Raw genomic sequence first — 12,795 nt, forward strand, 5'->3', positions numbered from 1 at the left:
TGCCGAGGGGACCGGCATCGCCATTCGCCCCGCACGACAAGAAGCGGAAACCGGGACGGCGCCCCAAACTTCCTCTTGCCACAAATATCCTGGGGGTCCGGGGGCAAGGCCCCCGGGTCTCAGCCAAGCGGACCCGGCAGGCGTTCCTCCGAGAGCAGCACGTTCGCATCGACGCTCGCCACCCCGGGCAGCGTCATGATCCTGCGCCTGAGCACCCGCTCGAAATCGGCGATGTCGCGCGCCGTCACCCTCAGGCGGTAGTCGTAGAGCCCGAGGATATGCTCGACCGATTGCACCTCGGGGATGGCCGAGACCGCGCGTTCGAAATCCTCGACCGAGACGCGGCCGCGGGTGGCGATCTTCACGCCGAGAAAGACCGTCACCCCGAAGCCGAGCTTCGCGAGGTCGAGATCGGCGCGGCGGCGGCGGATGGCGCCCGCCTCCTCCAGCCGTTTCATCCGGCGCCAGGTGGCGGGCTGGGACAGGCCGATCTTCCGGCCGAGGGCACCCGCGCCCGCGCCCGCGTCCTCGGCCATGAGGCGGAGGAGCTTCCGGTCGGTTTCGTCAAGCGCGATCATATCGGCAGCGCCTCCTCGTCCTTCAGCCGGGCGATGTGCATCAGCGCCTCGATGTCGAGGATATGCGGGAGGGTCAGGATGCGGTCGCGGTAGATCTCCTTGTAATGGAGCATGTCGCGGGCGATCACCCCGAGCCGGACGTCGACCTGCCCGAGGAAGGTCTGGATCTCGAGCACCTCGGGCACCTTGCGCGCGGCCTCCGTGAAGTCGTCGAAGGCGCGGGCGGCGGTCTTGTCGAGGGTGATCCTGAGCGAGACCTCCACCTCGTAGCCGAGCGCGCGCCAGTTTATGTCGGAGCGGATGCCGCGGATCACGCCCGCCTCGCGCAGCTTCTCCATCCGGCGCCAGCAGGTGGCGGGGTTGAGGCCGGCGCGCTCGGCCAGCTCCGCCGCGCTGGCGGTCGGATCGGCCTGGAGGTGCCGCAGGATGCGGCGGTCGCTGTCGTCGAGCATGGTATTTTCGGGCAGAGCGCTCATGGCGAATAGATTTCTCGCAAATGACCGCAAACCGGCAATATTTGCAACCCGGTTTCGCCCGCAGCTCCTATGCTGCGCACCATAACAAGGAAGGAAGAGAGACATGCGTGTCTATTATGATCGCGATTGCGACATCAACCTGATCAAGGACATGAAGGTGGCGATCCTGGGCTATGGCAGCCAGGGCCATGCCCACGCCCTGAACCTGCGCGACAGCGGTGCCAAGAACCTCGTCATCGCGCTCCGCGACGGCTCGCCCTCCGCCAAGAAGGCCGAAGCCGAGGGCCTGAAGGTCATGGGCATCAGCGAGGCCGCCGCCTGGTGCGACCTGATCATGTTCACCATGCCCGACGAGCTGCAGGCCGCGACCTACAAGGAGCACGTCCACGACAACCTGCGCGAGGGCGCGGCGATCGCCTTTGCCCATGGCCTGAACGTGCATTTCGGCCTGATCGAGCCGAAGCCCGGCGTCGACGTCATCATGATGGCGCCGAAGGGCCCCGGCCACACCGTGCGCGGCGAATACACCAAGGGCGGCGGCGTGCCCTGCCTCGTGGCCGTGAACAACGACGCCTCGGGCCGCGCGCTCGAGATCGGCCTCTCCTATTGCTCCGCCATCGGCGGCGGCCGTTCGGGGATCATCGAGACCAACTTCCGCGAGGAATGCGAGACCGACCTCTTCGGCGAGCAGGCCGTGCTCTGCGGCGGCCTCGTCGAGCTGATCCGCATGGGCTTCGAGACGCTGGTGGAAGCCGGCTACGCGCCCGAGATGGCCTATTTCGAGTGCCTGCACGAGGTGAAGCTGATCGTGGACCTGATCTACGAGGGCGGCATCGCGAACATGAACTACTCGATCTCGAACACCGCCGAATACGGCGAATACGTCTCCGGCCCCCGCATCCTGCCCTACGACGAGACCAAGGCCCGGATGAAGGCGGTTCTGCGCGACATCCAGACCGGCAAGTTCGTGCGGGACTTCATGCAGGAGAACGCCGCAGGCCAGCCCTACTTCAAGGGCACGCGCCGCCTGAACGACGAGCACCAGATCGAACAGGTGGGCGAGAAGCTCCGGGCGATGATGCCCTGGATCTCGGCCGGCAAGATGGTCGACAAGGAAAAGAACTGATCCCTGCGGGATGTCAGTCGAGGGGGCGGTGCCGCAGGGCGCCGCCCCTTTCGCTTGGCGTCACGGGGATCCCGAGCGTCTCGCGGCGCCCCGCCGCGCAATTGCCGCGCGCCGCATCGTTCCGCCGGCACCAGGCCCTTTTCCGCGGGCGCTGCGTGCTCGGGAGCCCCGCCCGTTCCGGCAGCTCGGGATGGCGGCTCGTCCGCGGCCGGGACATTTCGGGACCATCGGCCGGCATCCGGAAGCAGACGAGGGGTCCGAGGGTGCCGGCGGCAGGATCAACCGCCCGCCGCTTCGACTTCCGCGACGATTCCCGAGACGACCTCCCGCATCAGCCCCTCGTCCTCGCATTCCGCCATCACGCGGATCAGCGGCTCGGTGCCGGACTTCCGGATCACCAGCCGCCCGTTCGCCGCCAGGCGCCGCTCGCCCGCGGCGATGGCCTGTCGCACCGCCTCGGCCCCCAGGGGATCGCTGCCCGCGGCATAGCGCACGTTCTCCAGCATCTGCGGCACCGGGTCGAACTGCGCGGCAAGCGCCGAGGCGGGCTTGCCGGTCTTCACCATCGCCACGATGAATTGCAGCGCGGCCATCAGCCCGTCGCCGGTGGTGGCGTAATCGGTCATCACGATATGACCGGACTGCTCGCCGCCCAGGTTGAAGCCGCCCTCGCGCATCCGTTCGACCACGTAGCGGTCGCCGACCTTGGTCCGCTCCAGCCGCAGCCCGCGCGCCCGCAGGAACTGTTCGAGGCCGAGGTTCGACATCACCGTCGCCACCAGCGCGCCGCCCTTCAGGTGCCCCTCCTCGGACCAGCGCGAAGCGAGCAGCGCCATCACCTGGTCGCCGTCGGCCACGCGGCCGGTCTCGTCGATCAGGATCACCCGGTCCGCGTCCCCGTCGAGGCAGATGCCGAGGTCCGCGCCATGGGCCACCACCGCCGCCGCGCAGGCATCGGGGTGGGTCGAGCCGCACTTGTCGTTGATGTTCGACCCGTTGGGCGCGGTCCCGAGCGGCACGACATCGGCGCCGAGCTCCCACAGCAGGTCGGGCGCCGTCCGGTAGGCGGCCCCGTGGGCGCAGTCCACGACGACCTTCACCCCGTCCAGCCGCATCCCGTGCGGCAGCGTCGCTTTCAGCCGCTCCATGTAGCGGAAGCGGCCCTCGTCGATGCGCTTGGCACGGCCGATGTTGCCGGCCTGCGCCGGCTCCACGCCCTCGGCGACCATGCGCTCGATCTCTTCCTCGGCGGCGTCCGACAGCTTGAAGCCGTCGGGGCCGAAGAACTTGATCCCGTTGTCCTCGGCCGGGTTGTGGCTGGCCGAGATCATCACCCCCAGATCGGCCCGCATCGAGACCGTCAGCAGCCCCACGGCGGGCGTCGGCACGGGGCCGAGCAGCAGGACGTTCATCCCGGTCGAGGTCAGCCCCGCGGTCAGCGCGTTCTCGAACATGTAGCCCGAAAGCCGCGTGTCCTTGCCGATCACCACCCGGTGCGCCCGCCCGCGGTCGCGCCGGAAATAGCGCCCGGCGGCGGCGCCGATCCGGAGCGCCGTGTCGGCGGTCATCGGATGGGTGTTGGCAAGGCCCCGCACCCCGTCGGTTCCGAACAGATCACGCCCCATGGGCCACTCCTTCTTCCTGTCCCGCCAGTGCCGACCACAGCCCGAGGGCCTGTCGCGTCTCGGCCGTGTCGTGCACCCGCAGGATATGCACCCCCTGCGCCGCCCCGTGCAAGGCCACGGCGAGCGATCCGGGCATCCGCGCCGCCGCATCCTCGGCGCCGCCGAGCGTGCCGATGAACCGCTTGCGCGAGGCACCGAGCAGGAGGGGCGCGCCGAGCCCGTGAAAGAGGCTCAGCGCCTGCAGGAGGGCGATGTTGTGGGCCAGCACCTTGCCGAAGCCGATGCCCGGATCGACGATCATCCGCGACGGCGCGATGCCCGCCGAGGCCGCGGCCTCCATGCGTTCGGCAAGATGGTCATGGACCTCGGCCACCACGTCGTCGTAGCGGGCGTGCTGCTGCATGGTCTCGGGGTCGGCGACCGAATGCATCAGGCAGACCGGCACGTCGCGCTCGGCGACCAGCGCCGCCATCTCCGGGTCGAACCGCAGGGCCGTCACGTCGTTCACCATGTCCGCGCCCGCGTCGAGCGCCGCCGCCGCCACCGCCGCCTTCCGCGTGTCGATCGAGATGGGCGTCCCGATGCCCGCCTCCCGGATCGCGCGGATCACAGGGGCCGTGCGGGCGATCTCCTCGGCCACGGGCACCTCGCGCGCGCCGGGCCGGGTGCTCTCGCCGCCGATGTCGAGGATGTCGGCCTCCGCCGCCATGCTGCGGGCGCGAGCCACGGCGTCCTCGTGGGCGAAGTGGCGCCCGCCGTCCGAGAAGCTGTCGGGCGTGACGTTGAGGATGCCCATGATGCGCGGGCGGTCGAGCGTCAGGCCGCAGATCTCGGCAGGTGCGGCCGAGAACGCGGCCCGTTCCTGCGCATCGGGCGCGCGGAGCGCCTCTCCGGCCGCCATCTCCCGCCACCAGACCGCCCGGCTGCCCGCGAGGGGCAGCGCGTCCCGGGGCCGCGGCAGGCCGGTCTGCGCCCGCGGGAAGGCCCGGCTCAAGGCCCGGCCTCGACGGCGGCGGCGCGCACCGGCACCGGCGCCTTGGGCGGCTCGGCGCCAACGACCACCAGTTCGCGCGCATCCATCAGCCCGGCGAACCATGCGGCCAGCGCCACCGGGTCGTGGACGGCGGCCCCCGGCCCCTCGACCGCATCGAGCACGATCTTCGAGGGCGCCCAGACCGAGATCTGCCCGTGCTTCATCGCCCAGTCGAGTTCCGTCCGGGTGTTCACCACCACGCAGCGCGCGTCGCGCCCCGCCAGAACCCATGCGTTCTGCTCGATCGCCAGCAGGTCGATCCGCCGCTGCGCAAGCCGCGCCGCGCTGCGCGGCCGCGCGCCGTCCGGCAGGCCCAGCGTCAGGATGACGGGCGCGCCGCCCGCCGCGAGCCGGTCGAGCCAGCCCGTCAGCTCCGGCGACACCACCGCCTCGGGCCCGAGATGCACGACCACCGGGTGCAGCCCCTCCTCGTACGCCTCTTCGGCCGCCAGGGGCGCATCGTCGCGCGACCGCACGATCTCGACGCCGAGCGCGCCGGGACCCCGGTCCAGTTTCTCGATGCGGACATAGACCCTTACGGCCAGCGGCTCATGCAGAACCCGAAGCGCGATCCGCTCCGCCAGCGTCTCGAGCAGGTTGAGCCGCTCGGCGTGCAGCTCGGTCGCGATGGCCTCGGTCACCTTGTCGTAGGAGAGGATGCGGTCGACGTCGTCCTCGGCCGGCGCGTCGCTGCGCGCCACCTCGACGACGATGTTGAAGCGCAGTCGCTGGGTCGCGCCCCGTTCGCTCTGAAAGGCGCCGATCTCGACCTCGGTGACGTGATCGCGCACCGAGATCCGGTCGAGCGGGTCGTCGCCCGAGAGCGCCACGGCCCGTGCCAGCGGGTGGCCGAAGGCCTGACTAATGCGATCGCTCATGCCCGCCTCACTCGGATGGTCCCCGCCTCTTGTCACACGGGCACCGGGCTATCAGGCCCGGAAGCGGCAGGCCAGCCGCGATTTGCGGCCGGCCGGGAGCTCAGTTCGAGGTGACCTGGGTGTGCTTGCGGTAGAACTCGTGCACCCCGATGGAGGCGGTCTTGGCGAAGCGGTTCGCCCAGCGGGGCTTCACGTGGGTCGTGTGGTAATAGGTGGCCCCGTCGGTCAGCGCGCGCGGCGCACCGGCCAGCATCGCGGCGGCGACCTTGGCGACGCGCTGGTAGGCGCGCGGCTCGCGGATCACTTCCTCGACCCCGTCGCAGGTGTAGGTGAACTGGCAGGCGTATTTCTTGCCGGTGCCCTGGTGGATAACGCCGCAGATCGAATTCGGGAAGGCCGGGCTTTCCACACGGTTCAGGATGACCTCGGCGACGGCGAATTGGCCCTTCACAGTCTCGCCACGCGCCTCGAAATAGAGCGCTTCTGCGAGGCAGGCCCATTGGTCGTCGCCGGACGCGCGGGGCTGCCGCGCGAGCCATTGCCGCGAGTATTCCACGATCGGTGTGCCCATCTCCAGACGGTTGTCGATGGGTGTCTGCAACAGAGCGTCCAGAGTCCCTTCGGAGAGGGCACTGAGCCCTTTACTCTCTTGCCTCAAAGTTGCATCCAGAGGCGTCTCTGCACGCGCGATTCCTGTGAGCGCGCACAGGATGAGCATCGCATTGATGATCCGCATAGCCGATTACTGTCCCTTCCCAGACGCTCCCCCAATGAGCGACCGGGGACGACGGCTAACGAAGTTTCGCCAACGGGTCCACCCGGGCGGGTTCCATGCTTTAGGGCTTCTTGCGAGATTCCGCCGATGCGATTCACTATCACATTGAATTTGCGGAATTTTAATTTTCGGGATCCAGTCTGTCCCGTACGGCAAGCTGCGCCGCCGCAAGCCGTGCGACCGGCACCCGGAAGGGTGAGCAGCTGACATAATCGAACCCGGCGCGCCTGCAGAAGGCGATCGATTCGGGATTTCCACCGTGTTCCCCGCACACCGAAAGGACAAGATCCTTCCGTGCGGCGCGGCCCCGTGTGGCGCCGATCTGCAACAGCTCGCCCACCCCGTCGATGTCGAGCATGTGGAAGGGATCCTCGGGGAAGACCCCCTTCTTCACGTAGTCCGACATGAAGCGTCCCGCGTCGTCCCGCGACAGGCCATAGGTCATCTGGGTGAGGTCGTTCGTCCCGAAGGACAGGAAGGCGGTGAAGGGCGCGATCTCGCCCGCCCTGAGCGCCGCGCGCGGCGTCTCGACCATCACGCCCAGCCGGTAGGTGAAATCGCTGCCGCGTTCGTTCCGCACGGCAGCCGCAATGGCGTCGATGCGGGTCTTGACCAGTTCGACCTCGCGACGCGCGCTCACCAGCGGGATCATGATCTCGGGCACCACCGGGGCCCCTTCGCGCGAAGCGGCGACGGTCGCCTCGAAGATCGCGCGGGCCTGCATCTCGTAGATCTCGGGCACGGTCACGCCGAGCCTGACACCCCGCATGCCCAGCATGGGGTTGTATTCCGAAAGCGCCTCGACCCGGCGCTCGACGTCGGAGCGCGGCAGGTCCAGCGCCTCGGCCAGTTCGCGGATCCCCGCGCTGTCGGAGGGCAGGAATTCATGCAGCGGCGGATCGAAGAGCCGGATGCAGACCGGCTGGCCCTGCATGATGCGGAAAAGCTCGATGAAATCGCCCCGCTGCATCGGCAGCAGCCGGTCGAGCGCGGCACGGCGGTCGGCCTCGCCGTCGGCGAAGATCATCTCGCGCATCACGGTGAGCCGGTCCACGTCGAAGAACATGTGCTCGGTCCGGCAGAGCCCGATGCCCTGCGCGTTGAAGTTGCGTGCCGTCTGGGCATCCGCCGGCGTGTCGGCATTGGCCCGGATGCCGATGTCGCGGACCTCGTCGGCCCAGGTCATCAGCGACTGGAAGGCCTCGTCCTGGATCGCCTCGAGCAGCGGCGGATCGCCCGCGAGGATCTGGCCCGAGGTGCCGTCCACGGTGATGATGTCGCCCGCCTTGAAGACCCGGCCGTCGGGCGCCGTCAGCCGCTGCTTGGAGACCGAGAACTTCATGTCCGAGGCCCCGACCACGCAGGGCAGCCCGAGCCCACGCCCGATCACCGCGGCGTGCGAGGTGATGCCCCCCCGCTCGGTGAGCACGGCGGCGGCGGCATGCATGCCGCGGATGTCCTCGGGCGTGGTCTCGCGCCGGACCAGAACGCAGGGCTCGTCGCGCGCGGCGGCGGCCTGCGCGGCCTCGGCCGAGAAGACGATGCGCCCGCAGGCGGCACCGGGACTGGCGGCGATGCCGCGGCCCACCACGTCGCGGGGCGCGTCGGGGTCCACCTGCCGGTGCAGCATCTCGTTCAGCGCCCGCGGCTCGACCCTGAGCAGCGCCTCTTCCTTCGGGATGATCCCCTCCTGCGCCAGCGCAACGGCGATCTGCACCGCCGCGCGGGACGAGCGCCGGATGCGGACGCCGTCGAGCACGTGGACCTTGCCGTTCTCGACCGTGAATTCGGTCTGCATCTCTTCGCGCAGGCGCACGCGCATCATCCGGGTGTATTCGATCAGCTGGGCAAAGGCCTCGGGCGCCTGATCCTCGAGCGAGGGGCCGCGCGGGTCCCTGGCGAGGAACACCGACCCGGCCTCGCTGCTGAGCGCCTCGCGGCCCTGGCTCTGGCTGCGGTAGCGTCCGGTGATCGCGGGCTTGCCGGTGGCCGAGCTGACCAGCTGGATCACGCCCGAGCCGCATTCCCCCTGCCCCAGCCCGAGCGCCATCTCCTGCACCACGAGCCCCAGCCCCGCATCCGCGGGCGCGCCCTTGGCCTGGCGCAGCAGCCGGGCGGTCGTCCCCTCCCATGCGCGCGCCATCGACCTGAGCACGGCCGCGAGCTGCACGGCGGGGTCCTGCGGGAAGGGTTCGTCGGTCTCTTCCTCGTAGGCCCTCAGCGCGGCCGAGAGCCCCTCCTGCCCGGCAAGGTCGATGTCGTCGAACATGTCGGGATCGAGCCGGGCGACATTGATCGAATAGGCCTGCACGAAGCGCAGGTAGAGCCGCGTCGCGGCCTCGGCGCCGATACTGTCGCGCAGCTCGACAAAGGAGCGATCGTTGAGCCCGATGTTCAGGATCGCGCTCGGCCCGCCCCAGTCCGGATCCTCGGACGAGGGCCGGACGCAGACCAGCGGGGTCTCTCCGAAGGGTTCGAGCAGCTTCGCCATGTCGGGCATCTCGCCCTGGGCGATCCCCTTCACTTCGCGGAACGACAGGGCCACCGTGCGCGGCACCGGCACGTCGAGCCGGACGAGGCGCTGAAGACACTTCGCCCGGCCGCCATGCGTCGCCACCGCGATCTCCGCGGTCGGCGTGATGAGGGCGGGTTCGGACGGCTTCTGCTGCACTGCGGCACCCTTTCAGGAATTGCCGAACAATACGCCCCGCGCCTCATGGCGCAAGCGTCGATTGGACGGTGACCCAAAGTGTGCGCCCCCTGCGTCACCCGGACGCGGGAGGCGCAGAGCGCTCGTCAGTCCCAGCAGCTCACCAGCACGGTCATGCTTTCGGCGATGCGGATCAGGTCCTCGGGGTCGAGGGCGCTGCCGCCCTCGCCGGTGGCCGCCTCCACGCCCGCCGCGCTCAGCGCCTGCCGCACGGCGCCGGCGTCGACAGCGAAGCTCACGTCCTCGGGCAGTTTCTGCGCGCTCTCGACGGGCGGCAGGAGCACGCCCAGAACCGCGCCGCCGGCATCGAAGACCGGACCGCCCGCGTCACCCGCCTGCGCGGCCAGCGCAAGGCGGCGGACGTTTTCCTCGCCGTTCAGACCGCGCAGGTCGGCGAGCTGGCCGAAGGTCAGCGTGGGGGCGTTCAGCACGCCCTCGTAGGGATAGCCGGCGACCGCCACGTCCGATTTCAGCCGCGGCACGCCCCCCGAGAAGGTCGCCGCCGCGATCGGTGCCACCTGCCCCGTCGGGCGCAGCACGGCCAGGCCGGTGTCTGCATCGCTGCTGAGGACCTGCGCCTCGATGTCGTGGTCGATGGTGACCCGGCCGCAGGCATTCACCGCCTCGGCCACGGTCACCACGGTGCCCTGCCCGTCGACATAGAAGCCCGAGCGCGACTTGACAGGACGGCGCACCTGCAGCCCGGAGACCAGATCGACGCTCTGCCCCTCGTCCAGCCCGGCCGAGGCCGGAAGGACGGCCGGGAGGGTGCGGAAGCTCGTCTGCATGGCATCGAGCAACCGGGTCCGGCGCTCCTCGTCGTCGACCGGCCAGACCAGCGTGAAGCCCTTGATGACCCCGCCGTCGAGCGACACCTCGGTGTGCGACACGATCCGGGAGTTCCGGCCCTCGATGGTGAAGGCGGTGTCGCGGCGCTGGCGCTCGCCCTGTTCGGGCACGATCTCGAGCGTCTGCATGATCTCGTAGAGGCCGCGGAGCGTGTTGCGGTCGCCCTCCTGCGAGACCAGGATCACCCGCGCCGGCAGGTCGGTCGAGGCATCGTAATGCGCAAACGGCGCCTCGTAATCCTTCAGGGCGACCACCTCGGTCGGCATCTTGATCTCGATCCCGGCCTTGTCGTCACGCACCAGCTTCACCCCGAGCCCGTCGAGAACCGAATTGTACTGCGTCTCGAGCTGGTTGCGCTGGTAGCTCGTCAGGACGCCGGTCGGCTCGAACCCGTTGGCCTGCTGCCAATCGGCCATCGAGCTGCGCGTCCCGCGCCCGAAGGCACCGTCGATGCCGGCGTCGTAGAAGCCCGCCCATTGCAGCATCACCTGCAGCTGCATCCGCTCCTCGCGGCTCAGCAGCGACTCGCTGCGGCGCGCCTCGGCCGGGCTCTCGTCGGGGATGGCGGGGCGTTCGGGCTCGGCCTCGGCCGCCGCCGTCGCCTCGGGTTCGGCGGCCGGCTCTTCGCCAGGCTCGCTGCCCTGCGCCGGAAGGGTCGTCGTCTCGACCTCCGGCTGCTCCGTGGCCGTCGCCGTCACGGGATCGTTCAGTGCCGCGCCCACGGGATAGAACTGCTGGCGATAGGCCGAGGAGAAGGCGATATAGGCATCCCGCGGGATCGCGCCCTCGCTCCGAAGCACCCGGAGCACCTCGCCCGCGTCGTCGCGGGAATAGGGGCCGAGCGCGATGGCATACCAGCCACCGTCCAGCGAGAAGCCGTTCACGTCCTGCAGGCGCTGCGCGTAAAGCCGGATGGCCCGCTGCGCCTCGGACAGCGTGGGTTGCGCCTCGATCTGGACCCAGACGTTCTCCTGGGCGACGGCGGGCCGTCCCAGAAGCGTCACCGCCAGAACGAGCGAAAGGAGAATGCGATGCATGGGGAATGCCTCTGTCTGTCTTTTCTTGCTCGGTTGACCCGTTTTATCAAATCCCGCGGCAGCCGCATCCGAAATGTGCGGGTGCGACACCCCATTTGTTGACGCTGACCCCTGCAACGCATAGGCAGTCGCCGATGCTTCGGGCGAGGAACGAGATGGCCGAGACGAGTAAACCGAAAAGCTTCCAGGAGATCATCCTCAGGCTCCAGTCCTACTGGGCCGCGCAGGGCTGCGCGATCATGCAGCCCTACGACATGGAAGTCGGCGCCGGCACCTTCCACCCCGCCACCACCCTGCGCTCGCTGGGCTCGAACCCCTGGGCCGCGGCCTATGTCCAACCCTCCCGCCGTCCGACCGACGGGCGCTACGGCGAGAACCCGAACCGGCTGCAGCATTACTACCAGTACCAGGTGCTCATCAAACCGAGCCCGCCGGATCTGCAGGAGCTCTACCTCGGCTCCCTCGCGGCCATCGGCATCGACATGGAGATGCACGACATCCGCTTCGTCGAGGACGATTGGGAAAGCCCGACGCTGGGCGCCTGGGGCCTCGGCTGGGAGGTCTGGTGCGACGGGATGGAAGTCTCGCAGTTCACCTATTTCCAGCAGGTCGGCGGCCATGATTGCCACCCCGTGTCGGGCGAGCTGACCTACGGGCTCGAGCGGCTGGCGATGTACGTGCTGGGCATCGATCACGTGATGGACATGCCCTACAACGACCCGCAGGCGCCGATCGCGCTGAGCTATGGCGATGTCTTCCGCCAGACCGAAGAGGAATATTCCCGCTGGAATTTCGACGTGGCCAACACCGAGGTGCTGCTGAGGCATTTCGAGGAGGCCGAGGCCGAGTGCGAGGCGATCCTGGCGCAGGACACCGTCGATCCGAAGACCGGCAAGCGCATTGTCATGGCGCATCCGGCCTATGACCAGTGCATCAAGGCCAGCCACATGTTCAACCTGCTCGACGCGCGCGGCGTGATCTCGGTCACCGAACGGCAGGCCTATATCGGCCGGGTCCGGACGCTCGCCAAGAAATGCGCCGACGCCTTCGTGACCACCCGGGCGGGCGGCTGGACGGAGGAGACGGCGGCGTGAACATCGGGCGCCTCTTCGTCATCCTCATCGTCGTGGCCGCCCTGCTGACGGGCGGCGCGATCTACTACCTGCAGGTCTACGCCTTCTACGACGAGATCGCGCCGCGCGGCGCCTCGGACGTGGTGCTGACCCCGCTCGGCGCCGAAGAGCCCGAACCGATCGCCCACGACGATTTCCGCGCCATCGACGCCGACAGTTCGCCGATCCGCTACCGCGCCTGCTTCACCACCGAGATGGGCACCCCCGACCTCGCCGCCTACGAGCCCTACCCCGACGCCGATCCGCTGGTCGCGCCCTCTTGGTTCGACTGCTTCGATGCCGCCGAGGTCGGCGCGGCGCTCGAGGACGGATCGGCCCGGTCCTACCTCTCGGTGGCGGAGGTCCATTACGGCATCGACCGCGTCGTCGCCGTCTTCGACGACGGCCGCGGCGTGGCCTGGAACCAGATCAATGCCTGCGGCGAGGTCGTCTTCGACGGCAACCCCGCCCCCGAGGGCTGCCCGCCCGCGCCCGAGGGCTACGACCCCGCCTTCAAGCCCTGATCGCAGCTCTCCGGCGAAACCGATTTCGCCCGATACGGGAACTTTGACGCGAGTCACGCGCTCTTCTCCCAA

The 12,795-nt window shown here is 69.3% G+C and carries 11 protein-coding genes; 3 read left to right on the top strand and 8 right to left on the bottom strand.

The features are described from left to right. Nucleotides 1-119: 119 nt before the first annotated feature. The gene (locus Q344_RS0107325) at nt 120-578 is read right to left on the bottom strand and encodes an Lrp/AsnC family transcriptional regulator (RefSeq protein ID WP_028286113.1); all 459 of its coding nucleotides are present in this window, start codon (nt 576-578) and stop codon (nt 120-122) included. Continuing rightward, complete coding sequence (locus tag Q344_RS0107330) at nt 575-1,030, bottom strand: Lrp/AsnC family transcriptional regulator (protein ID WP_028286114.1); 456 nt, start codon at nt 1,028-1,030, stop codon at nt 575-577. Before Q344_RS0107330 ends, Q344_RS0107325 begins: the two co-directional genes overlap by 4 nt. A 127-nt stretch (nt 1,031-1,157) precedes the next feature. Here Q344_RS0107330 and ilvC point away from each other — a divergent pair, with 127 nt between their 5' ends. Then, nucleotides 1,158-2,180 carry a ketol-acid reductoisomerase gene (gene ilvC, locus Q344_RS0107335; RefSeq protein ID WP_028286115.1) on the top strand — a complete coding sequence of 341 codons (1,023 nt, stop codon included), beginning with the start codon at nt 1,158-1,160 and terminating at the stop codon, nt 2,178-2,180. Nucleotides 2,181-2,458: 278 nt separating this feature from the next. Here ilvC and glmM read toward each other — a convergent pair whose 3' ends face one another. From glmM to Q344_RS0107365, 6 genes are all read right to left on the bottom strand, one after another. Beyond that, a complete protein-coding gene (gene glmM / locus Q344_RS0107340; protein ID WP_028286116.1) occupies nt 2,459-3,805 on the bottom strand; it encodes a phosphoglucosamine mutase in 1,347 nt (448 codons plus the stop codon). After that, nucleotides 3,795-4,799: a dihydropteroate synthase gene (gene folP / locus Q344_RS23355; protein WP_051630369.1), complete on the bottom strand. Its 1,005-nt coding sequence runs from the start codon at nt 4,797-4,799 to the stop codon at nt 3,795-3,797. The genes glmM and folP overlap by 11 nt, the downstream gene beginning before the upstream one ends. Continuing rightward, complete coding sequence (locus Q344_RS0107350; protein WP_028286117.1) at nt 4,796-5,716, bottom strand: dihydroneopterin aldolase; 921 nt, start codon at nt 5,714-5,716, stop codon at nt 4,796-4,798. The genes folP and Q344_RS0107350 overlap by 4 nt, the downstream gene beginning before the upstream one ends. A gap of 100 nt (nt 5,717-5,816) precedes the next feature. Next, complete coding sequence (locus tag Q344_RS0107355) at nt 5,817-6,452, bottom strand: cell wall hydrolase (protein WP_028286118.1); 636 nt, start codon at nt 6,450-6,452, stop codon at nt 5,817-5,819. 160 nt (nt 6,453-6,612) lie between these two features. Beyond that, on the bottom strand, nt 6,613-9,162 hold the full coding sequence (locus Q344_RS0107360) for a putative PEP-binding protein (RefSeq protein WP_028286119.1): 2,550 nt from the start codon (nt 9,160-9,162) through the stop codon (nt 6,613-6,615). Nucleotides 9,163-9,287: 125 nt separating this feature from the next. Beyond that, complete coding sequence (locus Q344_RS0107365) at nt 9,288-11,087, bottom strand: serine protease (RefSeq protein ID WP_028286120.1); 1,800 nt, start codon at nt 11,085-11,087, stop codon at nt 9,288-9,290. A 155-nt stretch (nt 11,088-11,242) separates the two neighbouring features. On the opposite strand from Q344_RS0107365, the gene Q344_RS0107370 reads away from it, so the two are divergent. Both Q344_RS0107370 and Q344_RS0107375 read left to right on the top strand, forming a co-directional pair. Further along, nucleotides 11,243-12,181, top strand: a complete 939-nt coding sequence (locus Q344_RS0107370; protein WP_028286121.1) for a glycine--tRNA ligase subunit alpha — start codon at nt 11,243-11,245, stop codon at nt 12,179-12,181. After that, on the top strand, nt 12,178-12,723 hold the full coding sequence (locus Q344_RS0107375) for a DUF6446 family protein (RefSeq protein WP_308423315.1): 546 nt from the start codon (nt 12,178-12,180) through the stop codon (nt 12,721-12,723). Before Q344_RS0107370 ends, Q344_RS0107375 begins: the two co-directional genes overlap by 4 nt. The last annotated feature ends 72 nt before the right edge of the window (nt 12,724-12,795 follow it).

The sequence above is a fragment of the Pseudooceanicola nanhaiensis DSM 18065 genome, assembly GCF_000688295.1.
Taxonomy (GTDB): domain Bacteria; phylum Pseudomonadota; class Alphaproteobacteria; order Rhodobacterales; family Rhodobacteraceae; genus Pseudooceanicola; species Pseudooceanicola nanhaiensis.

Coding starts and splice junctions, on each gene's coding strand:
- Q344_RS0107325 (WP_028286113.1), bottom strand. CDS start 578: ATGATCGCGCTTGACGAAACCGACCGGAAGCTCCTCCGCCTCATGGCC.
- Q344_RS0107330 (WP_028286114.1), bottom strand. CDS start 1,030: ATGCTCGACGACAGCGACCGCCGCATCCTGCGGCACCTCCAGGCCGAT.
- ilvC (WP_028286115.1), top strand. CDS start 1,158: ATGCGTGTCTATTATGATCGCGATTGCGACATCAACCTGATCAAGGAC.
- glmM (WP_028286116.1), bottom strand. CDS start 3,805: ATGGGGCGTGATCTGTTCGGAACCGACGGGGTGCGGGGCCTTGCCAAC.
- Q344_RS0107350 (WP_028286117.1), bottom strand. CDS start 5,716: ATGAGCGATCGCATTAGTCAGGCCTTCGGCCACCCGCTGGCACGGGCC.
- Q344_RS0107355 (WP_028286118.1), bottom strand. CDS start 6,452: ATGCGGATCATCAATGCGATGCTCATCCTGTGCGCGCTCACAGGAATC.
- Q344_RS0107365 (WP_028286120.1), bottom strand. CDS start 11,087: ATGCATCGCATTCTCCTTTCGCTCGTTCTGGCGGTGACGCTTCTGGGA.
- Q344_RS0107370 (WP_028286121.1), top strand. CDS start 11,243: ATGGCCGAGACGAGTAAACCGAAAAGCTTCCAGGAGATCATCCTCAGG.